The organism is Azospirillum sp., assembly GCF_050789165.1.
The window spans coordinates 1-21853 of record NZ_JBOZRT010000111.1; the positions used below are offsets into that span (position 1 = coordinate 1).

General features: G+C 69.7%; 14 protein-coding genes. 6 read left to right on the forward strand and 8 right to left on the reverse strand.

The window, feature by feature from the left end; all coding sequences use genetic code 11:
- A partial coding sequence (locus tag ACRWK7_RS25410; protein WP_431859118.1) for a calcium-binding protein occupies positions 1-1366 on the forward strand: 1366 nt, incomplete at its 5' end.
- A gap of 426 nt (positions 1367-1792) precedes the next feature.
- On the opposite strand, the gene ACRWK7_RS25415 is transcribed toward ACRWK7_RS25410, so the two are convergent.
- From ACRWK7_RS25415 to fdnG, 5 genes are all read right to left on the reverse strand, one after another.
- On the reverse strand, positions 1793-3790 hold the full coding sequence (locus ACRWK7_RS25415; RefSeq protein ID WP_431859119.1) for a glycosyltransferase family 61 protein: 1998 nt from the start codon (positions 3788-3790) through the stop codon (positions 1793-1795).
- A 280-nt stretch (positions 3791-4070) separates the two neighbouring features.
- On the reverse strand, positions 4071-4895 hold the full coding sequence (fdhD, locus tag ACRWK7_RS25420; RefSeq protein ID WP_431859120.1) for a formate dehydrogenase accessory sulfurtransferase FdhD: 825 nt from the start codon (positions 4893-4895) through the stop codon (positions 4071-4073).
- Positions 4896-4911: 16 nt separating this feature from the next.
- The gene (locus ACRWK7_RS25425) at positions 4912-5532 is read right to left on the reverse strand and encodes a formate dehydrogenase subunit gamma (RefSeq protein ID WP_431859121.1); all 621 of its coding nucleotides are present in this window, start codon (positions 5530-5532) and stop codon (positions 4912-4914) included.
- Positions 5529-6416: a formate dehydrogenase subunit beta gene (gene fdxH / locus ACRWK7_RS25430; RefSeq protein WP_431859122.1), complete on the reverse strand. Its 888-nt coding sequence runs from the start codon at positions 6414-6416 to the stop codon at positions 5529-5531. The genes ACRWK7_RS25425 and fdxH overlap by 4 nt, the downstream gene beginning before the upstream one ends.
- A 4-nt stretch (positions 6417-6420) precedes the next feature.
- Positions 6421-9483: a formate dehydrogenase-N subunit alpha gene (gene fdnG, locus ACRWK7_RS25435; RefSeq protein ID WP_431859123.1), complete on the reverse strand. Its 3063-nt coding sequence runs from the start codon at positions 9481-9483 to the stop codon at positions 6421-6423.
- Positions 9484-9959: 476 nt separating this feature from the next.
- Between fdnG and ACRWK7_RS25440 the strand changes: the two genes are divergently transcribed.
- Complete coding sequence (locus ACRWK7_RS25440) at positions 9960-10835, forward strand: formate dehydrogenase accessory protein FdhE (protein ID WP_431859124.1); 876 nt, start codon at positions 9960-9962, stop codon at positions 10833-10835.
- On the opposite strand, the gene ACRWK7_RS25445 is transcribed toward ACRWK7_RS25440, so the two are convergent.
- Both ACRWK7_RS25445 and ACRWK7_RS25450 read right to left on the reverse strand, forming a co-directional pair.
- Positions 10823-12883: a sensor histidine kinase gene (locus ACRWK7_RS25445; RefSeq protein ID WP_431859125.1), complete on the reverse strand. Its 2061-nt coding sequence runs from the start codon at positions 12881-12883 to the stop codon at positions 10823-10825. The genes ACRWK7_RS25440 and ACRWK7_RS25445 overlap by 13 nt on opposite strands.
- Positions 12871-14262 (reverse strand): sigma-54-dependent transcriptional regulator, encoded by a 1392-nt coding sequence (locus ACRWK7_RS25450; RefSeq protein ID WP_431859126.1) that lies wholly within the window; start codon positions 14260-14262, stop codon positions 12871-12873. Before ACRWK7_RS25450 ends, ACRWK7_RS25445 begins: the two co-directional genes overlap by 13 nt.
- Positions 14263-15215: 953 nt before the next feature.
- Between ACRWK7_RS25450 and ACRWK7_RS25455 the strand changes: the two genes are divergently transcribed.
- The 4 genes from ACRWK7_RS25455 (at position 15216) to ACRWK7_RS25470 (ending at position 19727) form a co-directional block, all read left to right on the forward strand.
- Positions 15216-15641: a DUF2946 domain-containing protein gene (locus ACRWK7_RS25455; RefSeq protein ID WP_431859127.1), complete on the forward strand. Its 426-nt coding sequence runs from the start codon at positions 15216-15218 to the stop codon at positions 15639-15641.
- A 141-nt stretch (positions 15642-15782) separates the two neighbouring features.
- The gene (locus ACRWK7_RS25460) at positions 15783-17966 is read left to right on the forward strand and encodes a TonB-dependent receptor (RefSeq protein WP_431859128.1); all 2184 of its coding nucleotides are present in this window, start codon (positions 15783-15785) and stop codon (positions 17964-17966) included.
- A gap of 167 nt (positions 17967-18133) precedes the next feature.
- Complete coding sequence (locus tag ACRWK7_RS25465; protein WP_431859129.1) at positions 18134-19246, forward strand: YncE family protein; 1113 nt, start codon at positions 18134-18136, stop codon at positions 19244-19246.
- Positions 19247-19337: 91 nt separating this feature from the next.
- Positions 19338-19727: a COG4315 family predicted lipoprotein gene (locus tag ACRWK7_RS25470; RefSeq protein WP_431859130.1), complete on the forward strand. Its 390-nt coding sequence runs from the start codon at positions 19338-19340 to the stop codon at positions 19725-19727.
- A 235-nt stretch (positions 19728-19962) separates the two neighbouring features.
- On the opposite strand, the gene ACRWK7_RS25475 is transcribed toward ACRWK7_RS25470, so the two are convergent.
- Positions 19963-21849, reverse strand: a complete 1887-nt coding sequence (locus ACRWK7_RS25475) for a ShlB/FhaC/HecB family hemolysin secretion/activation protein (RefSeq protein WP_431859131.1) — start codon at positions 21847-21849, stop codon at positions 19963-19965.
- Positions 21850-21853 lie beyond the last annotated feature (4 nt).

Here is a 21853-nt window from a genome sequence, read left to right on the forward strand (position 1 = left end):
GGCGAAGCTGTACTTCGTGCGCGACGGCGACCATCTGCATCTGCGCTTCCAAGGCAGCACCGACGACGTCACCATCGTCAACCGCTTCAGCAACTACGGCTATCCCTACGTGCAGACCGCGGCGTTCGCCGACGGCTCCACGGTGGATCTGGCCGCCCTGTCGGTGACGGTGGAGATTACCGGCACGGCGGCCTCGGAGACGGTGTACGGCGCCGCCTACACCGAGGTTCTGTACGGCAAGGCCGGCCACGACGTGCTCTACGGCTACGACAACAACGACACGCTGATCGGCGGCGCCGGCGCCGACACGATGTACGGCGGCACCGGCAACGACCTGATCGACGGCAGCGCCGACGGCGCCGACACCTGGGCGGACCGGGGGTACGGCGAGGCCGGCAACGACACGCTGATCGGCGGCGCCGGCGCCGACCTGTTCGACGGCGGCGACGACCACGACTCGCTGACCGGCGGCGGCGGCAACGACACGCTGACCGGCGGCATCGGCAACGACACGCTGAGCGGCGGGATCGGCAATGATTCGCTGACCGGCGGCGCCGGCCGCGACGTCTACGTGTTCAACCCCGGTGACGGGGTGGACACGGTCGTCGGCGACGGCGAGGACACGGTGCTGCTGGCGGGAGGCTTCACCCAGGGCGACCTGTACTTCGCCCGCTTCGGCGCCAACCTCCATCTGCGCTTCCGCGACCGCACGGACGAGTTGATCCTCCTCGGTCGCTTCGCCCCGAGCGGCACCGGCGACGGCACCAACTACGTCCCGACCGTCACTTTCACCGACGGCACCACGATCAACCTCACCCGGCAGGATCTCGCACTGACCACCGTCGGCACCGGCGCCCTGTACGGCTACAACGCGGACGACCTGCTGCAGGCCGGCAACAGCGCCACGTCGCTGTACGGCTACGGCGGCAACGACGGGCTGCTCGGCGGCAACGGCAACGACTACCTGTACGGCGGCACCGGCCACGACTGGATGGAGGGCGGGGCCGGCGGCGATGTGCTGGACGGCGGCGCCGGCGAGGACACGCTGGCCGGCGGCACCGGGGCTGACCTGTTCAAGTGCTGGCTGACCGTGGACAGCGGCGACTGGGACACCATCACGGACTTCAACGCCGCCCAGGGCGACCGCATCGACATATCGGCGATCGACGTCTCTTCGGCGCCCGGCAACCAGCCCTTCACCTTCATCGGGGAGGCCGAGTTCGCCGGTGTGGCGGGGCAACTGCGGCTCAGCGTCGCGTCGAGCGTCACCTGGGTCCTCGCCGATCTCGACGGCGACGGGTTCCAGGACATGGGCCTGTCGCTGTACGGCAGCCAGTACCTGACAGCATCAAACTTCGTGCTGTAGCCGGGCTGTTGAAAGGAGAGGGCTGATGCCGGGGGCAGCGACGAGGGCTGCGGCTCCTGGAGTTGATCCGGCATCAGCCGAGCCCCCGCTTGCGGCCGACGGCGGCGCCAGGCGTCGTAGCCGGCCGGCGAGACGCCGAACACCCGGGCCATGGTGCGGATCGGGAAGGCCGCTTGCTTCGCGCTCATGAATTGGAAGACCCGGAGGGAATCATGCCGGTCTCCCGCGCGAACCAAGCCGCTGCCTTTTCCAGGTGGCCGGACGGTTCGAACTCGCGAGCCGGATCCTCCGGATCGCGTCCGGCACGGACCAACGGACCAACGCGACCATGTGCCGGCGGAAGTCCGGCGGGTATGGGGGTGTGTTCTCGGCATCGATCAACACCTCCTGCTCAAGCTTCGAGGTGGCCACCGATCCGGATCAACCTCAGTCACGCCAACAGCGTGCCGCGGCGCGGGCTTCGGCTAGGTCGAGCAGGGCGTCCAGCCGGTCGATATCCGCGAGGAAGTTGCTGTTGCGCGCTCCGCCCTCGCTGGGATCGTCGGCCTGGAACACCGGACAGCCGAGATAGCCATAGTCCTGGCCGACCAGATGGGCGAGTTGCTCGACGTGCTCCTCCAGGTACTCCGGGGCCATGAAGGAGACGACCTGGCACCCCGGCGGCGCGAAGACCATGTTCAACACGCCAGCCCCAAGGGTTCCGGCGATCACGCCGGCCTCACCGTAGGCCTGCAATGCGCCCGACGGCGAGAGGACGGCGGCGTTGACCACCCTGTAGCCGCGCCGCTGCACGTGGGTGACCACCGCCTCCTCGTTGAGGCACGCGCGGTACCGGCGGGAATCGAGGCGGGAAACGTACAGCTTCGCCGTGCCCGGCCGCACCGCGCCGGGGGCGCGTCCGAGCATCCGCTCGACGCCCTTCATGGCGCTCGGATGGTGGACGCGCACCATGGAGCGGACCATGCGATCCGCCGCCTCCCGCGCCGGCGCGAGAATGCGCCCGCAGCGATAGATGCGGTTCGGTTCCGTGACGATCCAGCGCTCCGGCGGGAAGCCGGCCATGGTCAGATAGAGCCGCTGATACTCAGTGGGCGGGCCTTGCAGCAGCAGGTTGGGGGCGGCACCGCACTCGAGCAGGGTCAACGCCGGCAGAAAGTCCTCGATCAGCCAATGCGACAGCGCCGGACTGGCGCACGGCAGCCAGATCCAGTCGCCGGGAAGCGTGGTGGTCGGCAGATCGGTGGGAACACCGGTGGACAGGAAGCCGACGCCGGCGGACTCCAGGTGGTAGGGGTTGACGCATTCCAGCGGCACGGTGCCGTCGGCGGACATGGGCATCCGGCCAATCACGCACCCGCCGGGCATCGACACCACGCGCCCGAAGGCATGGCGCCACCGCCCGCGCGCCCGCTCCAGCGCAGCGCCGGTCGGGAAGTCGGCGTAGTTCTGCCGGGTGGGATAGCCGGGCGGCTCCAGCTCCCAGCTGGCAAAGCAGTGTGCTTCGGGAAAGGTCGAGCCATCCGCCGCCGACCACACGCCTTCCTCCACGTCGGTCGGGGTGGACAGGACCGGCCAGTCGGCGACGCTGCGCAACGCCGGGCTGCGGCGAACGAGATCGGCGTACCGCGCTTCGTACACGCTGCCCAGCAACCGGTGCGGCGGTGGCAGCGGAGCCGTGGCGAAGGCCAGCAGCGCGTCTTCCCGGCGCGTCCCGTCGGCGGCGACGGTCACGGTGTCCAGACGGCGGAGCCCGCCGGGCACGGTGCGGCCGGCCACCGCCCGCTGCACGGCATCGACCACCGGCCGCGCGCCGGATACCAGCACCAGCCCTTCCGGCAGCATCGCGCCCGCCAATTCATCCAGCACCGCCAGAGCCCGTTCGGCGTCGGGCGCGTCGGCGACGTGCAGCAGCGCCAGACGCGGCCGGTTGCAGCCGGCGCAGAAGTCGAGCGCGTCACCGGCCGTCACCGGAAGGGCGACGGCCTGTCCGATCGCGCCCTGTCCTTCGAGAACCCCGATCTCCCGGTTCAGCCGCTCGAACTGCGCCTGGGCCTGCGCGAGGTCGGCCATCGGCCAGCCGAGGCTGAAGACGGCCGGCACCCGCCAGTTGCCGATGGCGCCGGCCAGGAACGCCGAGCCGCCGAGCCCGCCCACCTGCAGGAAGGCGCCTTCGCCGACCCCCTCCCAGGGGGACGCCACGTAATGCAGGCACTGTGCGGCGATGTTGCACAGGGTGTCGCGCGGCAGGTTGCCGGTGCCGAGCCGTTGGTAGAGAGCGGCGAAGTGCGCGGTGTAATGGTCGGCCACCGGCCGCGGCAGCGCCGGCAGGGCCAGTCCGGCCAGATGATCGGTCCAGGAAGCGGCCGGATCGCCGCAGGCGGGCGCCTGCTCCGTCAGCCGGTCGCATGCCTCGAAGAAGTCCATCGTGCAATCCCGCCGCGAAACGGCCCGTCATCCAATGCGGACCTGTGTAGCGAATGGACGTCGGCGCTGGCAAGAATGCACCGCCTTTCTGGATGCGCGGTCCGGAGGCCGGAAGTGGGTTTTCGTTTACCTTATCGCCATACCGTGATCGCGCGCTGGGCGCCCAGCCGTTTGTTTCCGTTCTTCTTGCTGACGGGCGATGACGGGCTGGACTCGCTGGGCAGCGGCTCCTGGCTTCACGCCAACGTCCCGGCCTCCTCGACTCGCATCGCAACAAGTCTCAAACCACAAGGAATCCAGCGTGGCTGTAGACCACGAGGCGCTGGCCACGGGCGAAGCCGGCCAACGTCAGGCCGCAGCCCTCGGCCAGCCGCACCGCCAGCGCGGTGGGCGCGGAGATCGCGACCAAGCAGCCGATGCCCACCGCCGCTGCCTTCTGCACCATCTCGAAGCTGGCGCGGCTGGAGGTCAGAACGAAGCCGTCGGTCGCATCGGCCCCTGTGGCGGCGAGCCAGCCGATCAACTTGTCGAGCGCGTTGTGCCGGCCGACGTCCTCGCGGACCGACCGAATTTCTCCGGTCCGGGCGACCCAGGCGACACCGTGCACCGCCCCGGTCAGGCGGTGCAGGCGCTGGCGGTCGGTAAACGCGTCGAGCGCCCGGGCCACCGCCGCGGCGGACACGGGGGCGCCGCGCGCCACCGTGCCCTTGACCCGCGCCACCGACTCCAGCTTCTCCACCCCGCACAGGCCGCAGCCGGTGCGGGCGGTCATGCTGCGCCGGCGGTCCCTCAACGCGATGAACCGTTCGAAGGGGATGTCCATGTGGACCTCCAGCCCGTCGCAGCCCTCGCGGACGGCGACGCCGAACAGCTCGTCGCGGTCGGCCAGGATGCCCTCCGACAGGCTGAAGCCGAGCCCCAGGTCCTCCAGGTTCTCCGGCGAGGCCAGCATCACCGCGTGCGAGATGCGGTTGTACACCAGCGCCACCGGCACCTCCTCGACCAGATGGTCGTCACCGGATTCGGCGCGGCCGTGCTCCACGCGCAGGACGGTGGCGCGGTGGACGGCCGGGAAGGCGGCTTCGGGAATCATGTCGAGCGGCATGGCATCCTCCTCCGGTTCAGGCCTTGCCGCGGGTTGTCTCGCGGAACCAGCGCGGGTGGTGCTTCTTCGCCCAGCCGTGGGTGACCACGCCCTCGACCATGGCGCGGATCGTCCCCTGCACCCACAGCGCCGCGTAGACGTGCACGACGATGGAGGAGATCAGCACGAGCGCGCTCGCCGCGTGGACCAGCAGCGCGATGCGGATCAGCGGGCTCGGGAACGACGCGGCGAAGTAGGGCCGCCACGCGACGATGCCGGACCCCAGCAGCAGCAGCAGGCACAGCACCATCACCCAGAACATCGCCTTCTGGCCGCCATTGTAGCGGCCGATGTCGCCCACCTCGTTGCCCTTCAGCACCTCCTTCACCGCGACCATCCACTTGATGTCCTCGCGGTTCAGCAGGTTGTGGTGCCAGTAGCGGAAGAACTGGCGGGCGAAGGCAACGAACATCACCAAACCGACAAAGGGGTGGACGATGCGCGCCAGCTCCGGCGTGCCGAACACACCGGTCAGCCAGAAGAAGGCCGGGTAGAAGAACGCCAGCCCGGAAATCGCCAGCAGCACGAAGCACACCGCGACGACCCAATGGTTGATCCGTTCGGCGGCGCTGTAGCGCTGGATCAGCTTTTCCGTCATGACCGGTTCTCCTCATGGGGCTCATGGGTGTCGTCTTCGTCCGCCCGATTGGGGCCGACCGCGGTGTAGTGGAAGAAGCCGAACAGACCGGCGGCGGCGAGCCCGACGGTGGCCAGCGGCTTCAACGGCCCCTTCCACAGCTCGACGGTGGGGCTGATCGCCGGGTCGGCGGGCAGGCCGGAATACTGCTCGGGCGTGTCGGCGTGGTGCAGCACGTACATGGTGTGCGTGCCCCCAACGCCGGGCGGGTCGTACAGGCCGGCGTTCTGGTAGCCGCGGCTCTTCAGGTCGGCGACGCGGGCGGCGGCCACCTCCTGCATGTCCTCCTTCGAGCCGAACTGGATGGCGCCGGTCGGGCAGGTCTTGACGCAGGCCGGCTCCAGCCCGACCGCCACGCGGTCGGAGCACATGTTGCACTTGTACGCCTTGCCGTCCTTCGGGCTGAGGCGCGGCACGTTGAACGGGCAGCCGGAGACGCAGTAGCCGCAGCCGATGCAGTTCTCCTGATGGAAATCGACGATGCCGTTCTTGTACTGCACGATGGCGCCCGGCGACGGACAGGCCTTCAGGCAGCCCGGCTCCGTACAGTGCATGCAGCCGTCCTTGCGGATCAGCCACTCCAGCTTGCCGTTCTCCTCCACCTCGGCGAAGCGCATGACGGTCCACGCCTGCGACGACAGGTCGGTGGGGTTGTCGTAGACGCCGACGCAGGTGCCGACGTCGGCGCGCAACTCGTTCCACTCCGAACAGGCGACCTGGCAGGCCTTGCAGCCGATGCACACGGACACGTCGATGAGCTGGGCGATTTCCTTCGGGTTGCGCGCCTCGGGCGCCGCGGTCGGGCTCGCCGAGCGCCGCTTGATGTCCAGGGATTGCAGAGTCATGAGGTCAGGCTCCGACGATCTTCTCGACGTTCACGAGGAACGCCTTGTATTCCGGTGTCTGGGTGTTGCAGTCGCCGACGGACGGCGGCAGGGTGTTGGACAGGTAGCCCTTGCGCGCCACCGTCTCCCAGCCCCAGTGCAGCGGGATGCCGATCTGGTGGACGGTCTTGCCGCTGACCTTCAGCGCCTTGACGCGCTTGGTGACCACCGCCTTGGCCTTGATGAAGCCGCGCTTGGAGCTGACCTTCACGGTGTCGCCGGTGCGGATGCCCTTCTCGGCGGCCAGCACCTCGCCGATCTCCACGAACTGCTCCGGCTGGGCGATGGCGTTGAGCGCCACGCTCTTGGTCCAGAACTGGAAGTGCTCGGTCAGGCGGTAGGTGGTGCCGACGTAGGGGAACTGCTCGTGCGTCCCCAGCCGCTCCTTGTCGGCCTTGAAGATGCGCACCGCCGGGCTGGTGACCACCTTGGGGTGCAGCGGGTTGGTGCCGAGCGGGCTTTCCATCGGCTCGTAGTGCTCGGGGAACGGGCCGTCCACCAGCTTGTCGGTGGCGAACAGCCGCCCCACGCCCTCTGGGTTCATGATGAAGGGGTTCATGCCGGTGCTGGGTGCTGCGTCGATCTTGAAGTCCGGCACGTCGGCGCCGCCCCAGCGCTCGCCGTTCCAGGCGATCAGCGCGCGCTTCGGGTCCCACGGCTTGCCCGACGGGTCGCAGGAGGCGCGGTTGTAGATGATGCGGCGGTTGGCCGGCCACGCCCAGGCCCAGCCCGGCGTGTTGCCGAGGCCCGCGTCGGTGTTGTCGCGCCGCGCCATCTGGTTGCCGGCCTGCGTCCAGCAGCCGGCGAAGATCCAGCACGCCGACATGGTCGAGCCGTCGTCCTGCAGCAGCGCGAAGCCCGGAATCTGCTCGCCCTTGCGGATCAGGAACCTGCTCGGGTCCTTGGGGTCGGGGATGTCGGCCAGCGCCCGGCCGTTCAGTTCCTTGGCGAGCTCCTCGGGGGTGGGCTCCTCCGGCTTCCTGTAGGGCCAGGAGAGGTTGAGGATCGGCTCGGGCGCCTTGCCGCCCTCCTTGCGGTAGAGGTCGCGGACCGCCAGGAACAGTTCGGCGATGATCTCCTGGTCGGTCTTGGCCTCGCCCGGCGCCTGTGCGCCCTTGTAGTGCCACTGCAGCCAGCGCGCCGAGTTGACGATGGCGCCGTCCTCCTCGGCGAAGCAGGTGGAGGGCAGACGGAACACCTCGGTCTTGATGGTCGCGGTGTCGACGTCGTTGATCTCGCCGTGATTGCGCCAGAACGACGCCGTCTCGGTCGCGATCGGGTCGATCACCACCATGTACTTGAGCTTTGAGAAGGACGCGGCGGTCTTGCGCGCGTCGGGGAACGAGGTCAGCGGGTTGAAGCCCTGGACGATCAGCCCGTTGACCTTGCCGTGGTGCATCAGGTCCATGACCTGCAGCACGTCGTACATCTTGTCCCACTTGGGCAGCCAGTCGTAGCCCCAGTCATTCTCCTTCGTCGCGGCGTCGCCCCAGAACCACTTCAGCAGGCTGACAAAGAACTTCGGCGTGTTGCCCCAGAAATTGAGCTGGCCGGGCTGCTGCGCCTTCGGCGTCGTCTTCACGACGTAGTCGGCGAAGGTCGGGTGCGCCTTCTCGTTGGGCAGCGTCAAATAGCCGGGCAGGTTGGTGGACAGCAGGCCCAGGTCGGACAGTCCCTGGATGTTGGAATGCCCGCGCAGCGCGTTGACGCCGCCGCCCGGCATGCCGATGTTGCCCAGCAGAAGCTGGATCATCGCCATGGTGCGGATGTTCTGGGCGCCCACCGTGTGCTGCGTCCAGCCCAGCGCGTAGAGGATGGTGCCGACCTTGTCGCGCGCCGAGGTCTCGCCGAGGTGGCGGCAGACCGTCAGGAACCCGTCCTTCGGGCTGCCGGTCAGGTCGGCGACGACGTCCGGCGTGTAGCGCGCGTAGTGGGCCTTCATCAGGTTCCACACACAGCGCGGATGCTGGAGCGTCGGGTCGGTCTTCGCGTTGCCGGCCTCGTCGAACTCGTAGTTCCAGCTCTTACGGTCGTACTGGCCCTTGGCCTGGTCGAAGCCGGAGAACAGCCCGTCCTCGAAGCCGAAACCCTCGTCCACGATGTAGCTGGCGTTGGTGTACGCCTTCACGTACTCCCACTGGATCTTGTCGTTGGCGATCAGCCAGTTGATGATTCCGCCGAGGAACACGATGTCGGAGCCGGCGCGGATCGGCACGTACTCGTCGGCGACCGCGGCCGAGCGGTTGAAGCGCGGGTCGACCACCACCAGCCGGGCACCGCGCTTCTTCGCCTCGACCGCCCACTTGAAGCCGACGGGGTGCGCCTCGGCCGGGTTGCCGCCCATCACCAGCACGAAGTCGGCGTTGGAGATGTCCACCCAGGTGTTGGTCATGGCACCGCGCCCGAAGGTCGCGGCCAGCGCCGACACCGTCGGACCGTGGCAGACGCGGGCCTGCGCGTCGGTGCCGACGATGCCCAGCGAGCGCATGAACTTCTGCGTCAGGATGCCGGTCTCGTTCGACGAGGCCGAGGCGGTCAGCATCGCCGTGGACACCCAGCGGTTCACCGTCACGCTCTGGTCGTTCTTCACGACGACGTTGGCGTCGCGGTCGTCCTTGATGTGGCGGGCGATGCGCGCGATGGCTTCGTGCCAGGAGATGCGTTTCCACTCGGAGCTGCCGGCCTCGCGCACCTCGGGGTGCTTGAGGCGGTTCGGGCTGTGCACGAAGTCCAGCAGGCCGGCCCCCTTCGGGCACAGCGAGCCGCGGCTGACCGGATGGTCGGGATCGCCCTCGATGTGGATGATCTCCGCCTTGGCGTTCTTGGCGCCATCGCCAAGGCTGTACATCAGCAGACCGCAGCCGACCGAGCAGTACGGGCAGGTGTTGCGGACCTCCTTGGCGTGGGCGAGCTTGAACTGCCGCACCTCCGCCAGCGCGGTGGAGGGCAGGAAGCCCAGCGCCGCCACGCTGGAGGCGGCGAGCCCTCCAGCACCGACCTTCATGAACTGCCGCCGACTGAGTTGCATGGTTCCTCCCGGAGAAGCGCGCTCTGGCTGGGCCCGGCGCGCGGTCGGGCGTGGCGCCGCCCCATGGCAGGTTTCATGCCAGCCGGGAAAAGCCCTGTTCTTGCGGTTTTTCGTTATAGCCGCAGATGAGATGTGGACATTCTGTCCAAGGCGGCGGGACAGAATGTCCGTCGTGCGGAGCAGCGAAAGCCCCTCTCCTTTGACGGGGGAGGGGTTGGGGCGTGGTGCGATAAGCGGCTGAAAGCACTCACATCTTTCCGTCATCCCCGCGAAGGCGGGGATCCATAATCCCCAAAGCGAGTGGTTGCGGAACGTATGGATCCCCGCCTTCGCGGGGATGACGGAAAAAAGCACGTCAATATCAGCAAGCACTGCGCCGCCACATGCGTGGATGCCCCGTGCGCAAGGGGAGAGGGGCTTCTTGTACGGATCTTGCAGTCCGGTGGAGCCACCCTGTCATCCAGAGACGTTCCCGCATGACCCAGCCCACCTCCGCCCCCGCCGCCGACATCGCCGACGCCATGGCCGCCGCCGGGTTGCAGCCCGGCCGCTCGCCCGCTCCGGTGCGCCTGCCCGACCCGGGTGTCCTGTTCCAGCGCCGTGCCGACCGGCTGCGCCGCCTCGCCCCCGGCCACCCGCTGTCCGCCTGGCTGGAGTTCGTAACGCTGCTGAGCGAGACTCAGCACGCGCTGGCGGCCGCTCCCCTGTCCGCCCCGGCGACGCCCCAGGCCCAATGGCGGCGCGATCTGGAGGCGTTGCGCAAGCGCCTGCGCGGCGCACTCCCCATCCCCGCGGCAGAGGCCCTGGACGCCTTGCCCTGGACCGACGCCGACGCTCTGGATGGGCTCGCCGCGCGCCTGACCGCCGGTGCCCTGCGGCCAGACGATCTCGCCGCCACGCCGTTCGTCGCCGCCGCGCTGCAGATCGCCTGGACCCGGCACGCCGGCGGGCTGGACGCGTCCGGCATCGCCGCGCCGGCGACCGCCGTGACCTGCCCGGTGTGCGGCGGCGCTCCCGTCGCTGGGGTGATCCACGCCGGATCGGACATCAGCGGTTTGCGCTATCTGCACTGCGGCCTGTGCCACACCGCGTGGCACCACGTGCGCAGCGCCTGCGTGTCCTGCGGCGAAGGGAACCGCATCAGCCTGCGCGCCATCGAGGGCGCGGACGGTCCCGCCCGCGCCGAGACCTGCGACGCCTGCCAGAGCCACTTGAAACTCCTGCTGGCCGAGAAGGCGCCCGATCTCGACCCGGTCGCCGACGACCTCGCATCCTTCGCGCTCGACGTGCTGGTCGGCGACGGCGGCTACGCGCCGATCGGTCTCAACCTCTTCCTTGCTCAGGCCGGCTGATCGGCAAAGCGGGCCGTCCGACGCAGCCAGACGCGGAAGGCGGCACCCTTGCCGGGGGCGCTGTCGACGGTGATGCGGCCGCCCTGGCGCTGGACGATGGCGAAGCTGATCGACAGCCCGAGGCCGGTCCCCTCTGTCTTCTTGGTGGTGAAGAAGGGATCGAAGATGCGGTGCAGGACGTCCGCCGCGATGCCGTGCCCGGTGTCGCGGACGCACAGCACGATCCCCTCGTCGCCCTCCACCTCCGCGTCGCGGGTCTCCAGCGTCAGGGTGCCGCCGTTCGGCATCGCCTGGGCGGCGTTGACCACGAGGTTGATCAGCACCTGCTGCAGCTCGCCGCGGCTGATCTCGACCGGGCGGGTGGCGGTCAGGCGGGTCTCCACATGGATGTGGCCGCGGCGCAGCGTGTGGCGGGTGAGCACGAGGCCGTCCACCACCACGCTGTTGGCGTCGATAGGCTCGGCCTGTCCGGCGAAATCGCCCGGCCGGGCGAACTGCAGCAGCTTGGCGATGATCGTCTGGATGCGGTGGGTCTGCTCGTCGATCAGGCGGATCTCGTCGCGCACCGGCTCGGCAGCCTCGCCCAGCACCTCGCGCAGCAGGTCGAGGTTGCCCTGGATCACCGCGACCGGGTTGTTGATCTCATGCGCCACGCCGGCGGTCAGCTCGCCGATGGCGGCCAGCTTCTCGCTCATCATCAAGGTGCGGTGGGCCTGACGGAGCGTCGCGTTGGCGTCCTCCAGCGCGGCCGTCCGTTCGGCGACCTTGCGGTCGAGGTCCCCGGCCGCCCGTTCCAGCTCCTGCCGGCGCACCGCCAGGGAATCCAGCAGATGGTCGAAGGCCCGCGACAGCCGCCCTAACTCGTCGCGGCTCGCGGTCGGGCCGGCGCGCGCCGTCTCGTCGCCGGCCTCGATGGTGGCGATCACCCGGTTCATCCGCTCCAGCGGGCGGAAGATGGTGCGGGCAAAGCGCAGGTCCGCCAGGGTGCCCAGCGCCGACACCGCGAGGAACGCCAGGAACAGCACCGCCATGGCGCGGTACAGCGCCTGCTGGAGCGGCGCTTCCAGGAAGCCGACGTACAGCATGCCGATGCGCCGCCCCTCGGTGTCGACCAGCGGCTCGTAGCCCGAGACGTAGATGTCGTCGACCACGAAGGCGGAGCCCAGCCACACCCGCCCCTCGCCGATCACCTGCCGATGCACCGCCGCCGAGGCGCGCGTGCCGAGCGCGCGCTCCCCCTCGAACAGGCGGACGTTGGTGGCGATGCGGGTGTCGTCGAGAAACAGCGTGGCGGTGCCCTGGCTGCCGAGCGGCAGCGACGCCTCCTGGTAGACGACCGTGTTGATGCGGTCGACAATCCCCTGACTGCCGTTGAGCAGCACGCCGCCTTCCAGCACGCCGAGCGGCGTCCCGTCGGGCCCGACGACCGGCACCGCGGCGTGGATCACCAGCGCGCGCTCCTCGACGCGGCGGTCGGTCGGGGCAGCGTTGCGGGTCGACACCAGCGGCAGGCGCGCGCGCGCCGGCAACGCCGGATCGATCGCCGCCAACTCCTCCGGGCCGAACACGTCCAGCCCGCGGGTGCCAACGCCGCTCAGCGCCCAGCGCACGACGGCCCAGCCGGCGCGGTCACCGCCCGCCGCCCCGCCGCTGCCGGCCAGCACGCGCCCCTGCGGGTCGAGCAGCAGCAGGAAGTCGAGCCCCTGCTGGAGGGCGGCGCCGTCGAGCAGCGCCGCGAGCCCGCCGCCCCGCGGCCGTTCGAGCGCCAGCGCCAGCCGGTGCGAGGAGGCGAGCGAGTCCAGCCCGCCGCTGACGCCGGTCTGCACCCGATCGAAAATCTGCCGGGCGGTGCCGAGGTCGGCGCTCACCTTGTTGATCAGCAGTTGGTTGTAGCCGTGCGTGCCCCAGACCCAGACGATCAGCAGCAGCACCGGCACGCCCAGCAGCAGCGGCGCCAGGACCAGGGCCAGCAGCTTGTGGCGCACCGAACCGGCGATGGGTGCCAGGCGCGCGGCCAGCGCCGCGCGCAGGCCGGTCAGACACCCCATTCCGCGCACTTCCGGTCAAGCGTCTTGCGCGACACGCCGAGCGCGAGGGCGGCCCGCGCCCGGTTCCCGCCGCACTCCGCCAGCACGGCGAGGATGTGGCGCTTCTCCACCTCGGCCAGCGCCCGCCCGTCCGCGGTGCCGTCGGTGGCATCGATGCCGCAGACCGGCAGCCCGAGATCCTCCAGCGGGAACTCGCCGAACAGAAGCGCGCGCTCGATGAGGTTGCGCAGCTCGCGCACGTTGCCCGGCCAGGGGTGCGCGACCAGCGCCGCCTCCAGCGCCGGGTCGATGTCCAGCGGCGGCACGCCGAGGCGCAGCGACAGCACGCCCATGAAGCGCCGCGCCAGTTCGACCACATCGTCGCTGCGCTCGCGCAGCGGCGGCACCCGCAGGGTCATGACGGCAAGGCGGTAGAACAGGTCCTGGCGGAAGCGGCCGGCGGCGACCTCGGCCTTTAGATCGCGGTTGGTGGCGGCAACCACGCGGACATCCACGGGAAGCTCCTGCTCGCCGCCGACCGGGCGGATGCGGCGCTCCTCCAGCACGCGCAGCAGCTTCGACTGCAGCGCCAGCGGCAGCTCGCCGATCTCGTCGAGGAAGAGGGTGCCGCCGTGCGCGTAGTAGAACAACCCCTTGCGCGCCTCCTTGGCACCGGTGAAGGCGCCGCGCAGATGGCCGAACAGTTCCGCCTCGACAAGATCGGCCGAGACGGCGGCGCAGTTGAGCGCCACGAACGGCCGCTCGGCGCGTTGCGAGCGGGTGTGCAGCGCGCGCGCCACCAGTTCCTTGCCGACGCCGGACTCGCCCTCGATCAGCACGGTGGAGGGTGACGGTGCGACCCGCTCGATGAGGGCCTGCAGGCGCAGGATGGCGGGCGAGCGGCCGACGATCTCGTCGCTTGAGCCGCGCCGCTTGGCGAGTTGGCGGCGCAGCACGAAGTTCTCGCGCTGAAGCCGCGTCCGCTCGACGCAGCGGCCGATGGCGGTGACGATCTGCTCGATGCGGAACGGCTTGAGGATCAGGTCGGCGGCACCGGCGCGCAGCGCCTCGATGGCGGTGTCAAGGTCGGCGAACGCGGTGATCAGGATGACGTCGCCGCCGAAGCCGGCGGCGTGCAGGTCCCTCAGCCACTCCAGCCCCGACCGGCCGGGCAGCGCGATGTCGAGGATGATCAGATCGACGCAATGCCGCTCCAGGTGGCATGCCCCTTCTTCCGCGCTGCCCACCGCCGTGACGCGCCAGCCGCGCCGCTCCAGGCTGCGCGACAGGAAGTTGCGAATCCCTTCCTCGTCGTCCACGACCAGCGTGACCGGGCCGGCGTCGGCCTGCTCGGCAAGTGCAGGTTCTTCTCCTGCGGAGGTAAGGTCGGCTGGCATCATGAAGCGGCCCGGACCCGGCTGGCGGGCCTGACGAAAGGGTTATGACCGGACGATCATAGCGATCGTGCCCGCCGTTTCCAGAGTTTTGCACGCGCCGTCCAGTGAGCTTCCCTCGGGAGAATGGACACCGGGTTGCGCGGTCTGACGCGCTCCCCTGAAACTCCTCCACCTTGAGTGATACCAGCGAGCAAGGAGAGGGATATGAAGAAGAGGGTCGTGCCCGAGGTGTGGTGTAAGATCCGGGGCGCTCTTGTGGTCTCTGGCTTGTCTGGCCGGGCTGATCACGCGGCGGTAGCGGGGCGATGGTTTCCAGGGTCATGCAGCGCGCGAAGCGCCATCATCTCGTCGGTCATCCCCGATCAGGCCGGGGACGGTCACCCTTCGGTCGGGTTGAGGTGCGGTGACCAGACTCCACCGAAGACCCACGATGGCCGCCCCGATGTGGGGAACCGGCCCGCCTACGCCAGCTCTGGGCGCGCTCCGGCGGGACGGTTCCCCACAGCTCCTACGCCACGTCCAGGGAGGTGACCGGAAAGTGGGTGGCTGGACGATGCGGGGCCACCTGCGCACCGAACTGTCGCTGGCTGCACGGACCATGGCGATCCAGCGCCAACGGCCTGCGCCGGGACTGCTGCACTCGGGCCGCGGGTGCCAATACCCTCGGCGGAATCCCGCAAAGCCCTGAAAAGCCACGGCTTCGTCCAATCCATGAGCCGCAAGGGGAGCCGCTGGGCGCACGACTGCTGCGTCCGCGCCCGCCCTCGAACGTTGCAACGGAATCAGGTGCAGGCCGAAGATCCTGCCGGGCGATCCGGCCGCAACCGCACAGTGAAAAGTACGACAGCGAACCTTGCTTTACAGCCTAAGGTGTTCGTGCGATACCCGCAGGCATGCGGAAGGCGGAACGTCATACGCCGGTTGTTCGGCGAACGGAGTTCTTCAGGCGGATCGGCTTGTCTGCCGATACTGTCCTCCCGCGCGTGCGGTTGTCCTGGAAGAGGCTTGGCCGGACGATCCGCCGCATCGGCCTGATGGCCGGCGTCATCGCGCTGATGCTCCAGGTGTTCGCCTGGACACTGACCATGCCGGCGCAGGTCGCCGCGATGAACCCGATGGACGGGATGACCATCTGCACCGCCGAGGGGTTGGTCCACCTCGACGCGGACGGCGCGCCGGCCGGCACTGACGCGCCGATGAAGCATCCCGGCATGGAGCATTGCCCCTTGTGCCCGCTGATCGGCGGGCTGTACCTGCCGCCACCGGTGCAGACGGTGTTGCGGCAAACCGTCACCCGGCACGGCCCCGAGGGATTGCCCGGGGCGGTGGTGGTGGCAGGCTGGTTCCTGTCCACCCTCCAGGCGCGCGCCCCACCGGTCTGAGTCCAAGGAAGCAGGAGCGCTGCGCGCAGGATTTGCGCGTGCGCCCGCCATTGCCATCCGACCCCATACCCGGCCCCGCATGCCGTCGGCGCGTTTGCAGCGCGGCGCGTGCGCTCGGCCGAACTCAGATCGAGGATCTTCATGACGTCGCGTTTCCCCGCGGCCGGCGCCCTGCGCGCGGCCCTGCTGTCGAGCGCTGCCCTGGCCGGCCTGTCGTCCGCCGGAGCCCAGGCCCAGACCGTCCATTCCCTTCCGACCATCTCGGTGATCGCCAGTCCGGAGGAAATGTCCACCCCGCTGTCCGGAGCCGGGCTGGGCGAGGCGGGGTTGGCCACCCGCCGGCTCACCACCGGTGACGCCGCGGCCCTGCTGCGCGGCTTGCCCGGGGTGAGCCTCTACGGCAACGGCGGCGTGTCGAGCCTGCCGGCGCTCAACGGGCTGGGCGCCGACCGCGTCAACGTGCTGGTTGATGGCGCTTCGATCGCCCCGGCCTGTCCGAACCAGATGAATCCGGCCATGTCCACCATCGCCCCCACGCGGGTGTCCAAGGTGGAGGTGCTGGCCGGCATCACGCCGGTCAGCGCCGGCGGCGACAGCATCGCCGGCACCATCACCGTCGACAGCGCACCGCCGGTCTTCGCCGCGCCGGGCGAGGGGGTGCACGCCGAGGGCAAGCTGTCGGCCTTCTACCGCTCCAACGGCCGCAGCGTGACCGGGGCTGCCGAGGCGTCTGTCGCCGACGACACCTTCAGCCTCGGCAACAACGGGTCGTGGAGCCGTGCCGAGAACTACAAGGACGGCAATGGCCGGACCGTCCGCTCGACGCTGTACAACGTGCAGGACAACGTCCTGACCTTCGGCGCGCGGCGCGACGGGCATCTGGTGACGCTGCAGGGCGGCATGCAGTACATGCCCTACCAGGGCTTCCCCACCCAGCGCATGGACCTGACCCACAACCGCACCCTCTTTGCCAACGGCCGCTACGAAGGAAACTTCGACTGGGGAACGCTGGACGCCCGGGCCAACTGGCGGCGAACCGAGCACACCATGAACTTCCTGGCCGACAAGGGCGGCACCGCCAACGGCGGCATGCCGATGGACACGCTGACGACCGACGCCGGCTATTCGGTCAAGGCGACGGTGCCGCTGTCGGCCCGCGACACCGTGCGCGTCGGCAACGAGTTCCGCCACACCCGCCTCGACGACTGGTGGGACGCGGTGCCGGGCAGCAGGATGATGGGGCCGCAGACCTACTGGAACATCAACGGCGGCGACCGCAAGCGCCTCGGCACCTTCGTCGAGTGGGAGGCCATCTGGTCGCCGGCGTGGACGACCCTGCTCGGCGTGCGCAACGACGTGGTGTGGATGGACACCGGGACGGTGCAGCCGTACTCGTGGCAGAATCCCATCGGCATGGGCATGATGGCGATGGCCAACCCGGACGCCGCCGATGCCCAGGCGTTCAACGCTCGCGACCGCGCCCGAACCGACGTCAATTTCGACGCGACGGCGCTGGTCCGCTACACCGCCTCCGACACCACCGAGATCGAGGCCGGCTACGCCCGCAAAACCCGCTCGCCCAACCTGTACGAGCGCTACGCCTGGGGCACCGGTGCCATGTCGAGCAGCATGAACGGCTGGTTCGGCGATGCCAACGGCTACGTCGGCAACCCCGACCTCAAGCCCGAGGTGGCCAACACCGTCAGCGTCACCGCGGCCCTGCACGACCCCGCCCGCAAGGCGTGGGAGGTCAAGGTCACGCCCTACTACACCTACGTGCAGAACTTCATCGACGTCGACCGGATCGGCACGCTGAGCAACGGCTTCGTCAAGCTGCGCTTCGCCAACCACGACGCGGTCCTCTTCGGCGCCAACGTGTCGGCGGCGGCCACCGTCTACGAGGACGAGCGGCTCGGCGCGTTCCGGCTGTCGGGCATGGTCGGCTGGGTGCACGGGCGCAACCTCGACACCGGCGACGGGCTGTATCACATGATGCCGGTCAACGCCCTGCTGACGCTCGAGCACCGGCTGGGCGGATGGAGCAGCGCCGTCGAGCTTCAGGCGACGGCCCGCAAGGAGCGGGTCGAGTCGGTGCGCAACGAGCCGGAGACGCCGAGCTATGCCCTCGTCAATCTGCGGACCGGGTACGCGTGGAACAACATCCGGTTCGACGTCGGCGTCGAGAACCTGTTCGATCAGCACTATTACCAGCCGCTGGGCGGCGTCGATTATGCCGACTACCGGGCCGGCGGCAGCCGGGGCCGGGTCGGAGCGTTGCCTGGGATGGGCCGCTCCTTCATCGCCGGCATGACCGTGAAGTTCTGAGACGGGCCGGCCGGCGTTCCTTCGGGAGCGCCGGCCGGCTGTCGTCACCGGTCCAGACGCCTGCTCCAGCGGCAGGCCACGGCAGGGCGCCGACCACCCCTTCAGAGCATTTCCCGAGGGAACGCGAAGGTCGTACCCTTGGTACCGCCGGAGCGGTGGAGGGACCAATGCTGCGCGGCATTCTGCTCGTCGTCTTCGCGATCGTGGGTCTGAGCGGTGTTCCATCGTCGCCGCTGGCGGCCTCGCCGGATCCGGCGCGGTTCATCTTCGTGGCGTCGATGCTCGATCCCACCGTCGCCGTCATCGACAGCGCCACCGATGCCGTCGTCTCGCGGGCCCGGTTGCCCGGAATGCCGAAGCAGATCGCGGCGTTGAACAAGGGTGCCGAGCTGGTGGCCAGCGATGCCGGTGCGCGCCGGCTGTACGTCATCGACGCGGTGAGCGGCTCCGTGAAGCGGGAACTGGACACCGGCATCGCGCCCATCGTGCTGCAGGTCGACCGGACGGGGACCCTCTTCGCCATCGCCGATCCCGACGCGGGTGTCGTCGAACTCATGCGGCCCGCCGGCGGGCCGGTGCTGCGGATCCCCAACCTCGCCGGCCTTCGATCCATGGCCTTTGCCCCGGATGGACGCCTCCTGGTCGCGCGGGGTACGCGGCTCGCCCTCGTGGATACGGCGACGGGACGGATCACGGCCGACCTCGCGGCGGACGGCCGCGACGGCCCGATCGTCCAGGTCGCCACCGATCCCGGGGGCGAGTACGCGTTCGCCGTGCACGACGACCGCGGCGTTCTGACGGTCTTCCCGCTGAAGGATCCGGCCAAGGCCATGCGCGTGCAACTGCCGCCGCCGGTGGGGCGCCTGCTGCCGAGCGCCGACAGCCAGTTCGTGATGATCCCGGTGGCCGCCGGGCAGGCGGTCTCGCTCATCTCGACCTGGACGCTCAAGGAGAGCGCGCGCATCCCGATGTCGGATCACGTCAGCGGACTCGGCCTGGGGCTGTTCCAGAGCGTCTCAATCGGGCTGAGCCGGGCGGCGCGCACCGTACAGACCATCGATCTGCGTGACCGCCGGCGCCTGGCGCCGCTGTCGGTGCCCGGCGTGCCGGAGGCCGGCGCGCCGTCGCCGGACGGTCTCAAGTTCTACGTGGCGCTGAGCGATACCGGGCGGGTCGCCGTCATCGACGTGCTGAACGCGAGCGTCAGCCGCGTCATCGACGACGTGGTCGGCGGCGCTTCGGCGGTGGTGTCCGCCGTGGGCGCCGCCTACTGCCATTGAGCAGCGCAGGGCGGGGAATAGCCCCGCCGCGGAAAACGTCCTGAGAATCACACGGCGCCGCGCCGCGGCGCCCCGAGGAGGAGGGCAGGTCATGATGCGCACAGTCTATGCCGCCACGCTCGTCACGGTCGGGTGGCTCAGTGTCTGCGCTCCGGCGCAGGCGGCTGGGGAGCCCGCCAAGACCGCCCAGGCCGCGGGCGGCCAGGTCCTCACGGACCAGAAGGGCATGACGCTCTATACGTTCGACAAGGATGCGAGTGGCAAGTCGGCGTGCAATGGCCCATGCGCCACGAACTGGCCGCCACTGGTCGCGTCGGCCGACGCCAAGCCCATGGGCAAGTACACCGTGATCACCCGCGACGATGGGGTCAGGCAATGGGCTTACAGTGGGAAGCCCCTCTACACTTGGGCCAAGGACGCCAAGCCCGGCGACACCACCGGCGACGGCGTCAACAGCGTCTGGCACGTCGCCAAGCCCTGAGCATCCCTCCGGAGGAGGCCATGCCTGCACGGCCTCCTCCGGGCCTTTGCGCCGATCAGGATCGGCGGTGCCCTCTGTGCCAACGTGAAGTGAGACAACCGCCCGCTGCGGATCCGGAGGTGAGCGACCGGCCGCAGCGCCGGATGGTCAGCACCGCCGACAAGCCGCGCATCCTGGGGGAGGTCGACCGCGCCGGCCCTCGAACTTTGCAACAGAACCGTTCGGAACGGGTCCGTCAAAAGGAAACCAGTATCCTGGCCTGGGCGGTCAGGGTGCCGCGGCTGGTTTCCGGCCCATCGGTGAGGGCCACGCCGACGTTCATGCCGGCCTGCAGGGTCTGCCCCAGCGTGTAATCGACGCCGGCCCCCAGCCCCACCAGCGTGGTATCGGCCCGTTCGCCGATGCTCCGAAGGGTACCGACGTTGTAATTATGGCCGTAGCCGACGTCGAGAAACACAAAGGGAGAAACGGCATCCTCCACCGGGCCGATCCCGGTACCGTCGAGACGGCCCAGGGCGGCGAACGGCGGCAGCCGCACTTCGTTGCGCAGCACGAAGCCGGCATCGACGCTGCCGTCGTTCAGCGTGTAGCCGCGGGTGGCGTACAGCCCGCCGATGGCAAGCTGTTCGGTTTCCGGCAGCGCTTTGCCCGCCATCTGGCCCGTGAACTCGGTGTTCCAGGAGACGCCGCCCAGCCAGGACACGCCGGTCAGCGGGGTCTGCCGGCTGAACACCCCATAGAGATAGGCATAATCGGCGTTCTCCACGCGGCCGTTGGAAAAGCTGTTCCACGCTGCACGGCTGTTGCCGGGCACCACGCCGGCCCGGTTGACCACGGCACGGAGATCGATGATGGTCGAACCGCCGGCGTGAGGCCAGGAGCCGCCCCAGCCGACGGTCAGGTCGAACACCCCCGCGGACCCGCTGGCCAACCCGGTTCCCTGGCTCAGCGCCTTGCGCGACAGCCATTTCGGCGTCACGCCGCCGTAAAGGTCGCCCCATCCGGCAAGGCTCCCGTCGATGTTGGACAGCGCCGAGCGGTAGAGGATCGGCAGTTCGACGGTGGTGTTGCGGATGGTGAGAAGCCCGCCGGCGCAGTCCTGCGACGTGGCAACGAAGCTGGGGGTCAGGCTGAGCGCCTGCCGTGCGAAGGTCGGGACGATGACCCGCCCGGCGTGGCTGGCGTAGGACGGCCGCCTGCTTCCCGACAGTCTCAGGGAGCCGGGATCGGACACCGCGTCGCGGCTGCCGGTCAGCTGGTAGGACAGGGTGAGATCGTTGAGGGCCTCAACGCCGGCGGCGAAGCCCATGAAGACACGGTCGAGCCTTCGGCTGCGCAGGCTGCCGGTGTTGGACAATCCGGCGAAGACCTGCCACGGCCGTCGGCGGGTGACCTCCAGCGTCAGGTCGCTGGAGCCCGGATCGGAGCCCGGTTCGAACACCCCGTTGAGCTGCCGGTAGGGGAAGCGGTTGAGCCAGTCGAGATCCTCCGAAATGCGCTCGGCCTCGATCAGCCCGCCGGTCGGCGCGCGGATGGTGGCGCCAAGGCCGGCGCCGGCCGCGCTGCCGTCCGCCTCCCTGACGCGGACGTTCCCGGTCCGGAAGGGCAGGACGCGGAGCTGCAGCACGCCCGCGGTGATCTCCTGGGGCGGGGCGGTGACCGAGACGAAGGGCCGCCCGGCCTCGCGATAGGCCTTGGCGAGGGCCGCCTGGGCCTCCACCAACCGCCTGCGCGACAAGGACTGGCCGAGGAGCGGGCCGAGCGCGTCGGTGATGCGCTGCCGGTCCAGTCCCTCCAAACCGGATGACGTGATGCCCGCCGGGGGATCGGGCATCACCGGATCGGTCAGCCCGATGAGCCGGATGCCCTTGAGGTCGACGCCGAGCGGGGTGTCGTCGGCGTCGGCTGCCGGGCCGCCGCCAGTGCGCAGGCCGCCGCCCTCGCCCGCGACCGCCGGCGGCAGGTTGCGCTCCACCGCTACCGGCACCTGTGCCAACGCCGCGTCCGGAGACGGTTGCAGCAGGACGAGCAGGGCTGCCGGAGCGGCGAGCCATCGTGACGGTCCGGCTAGCCGGGCGAACGCCGAGATCCGGCGGAGGGCGGTGGAGCGTGCGACGGTCATGGGC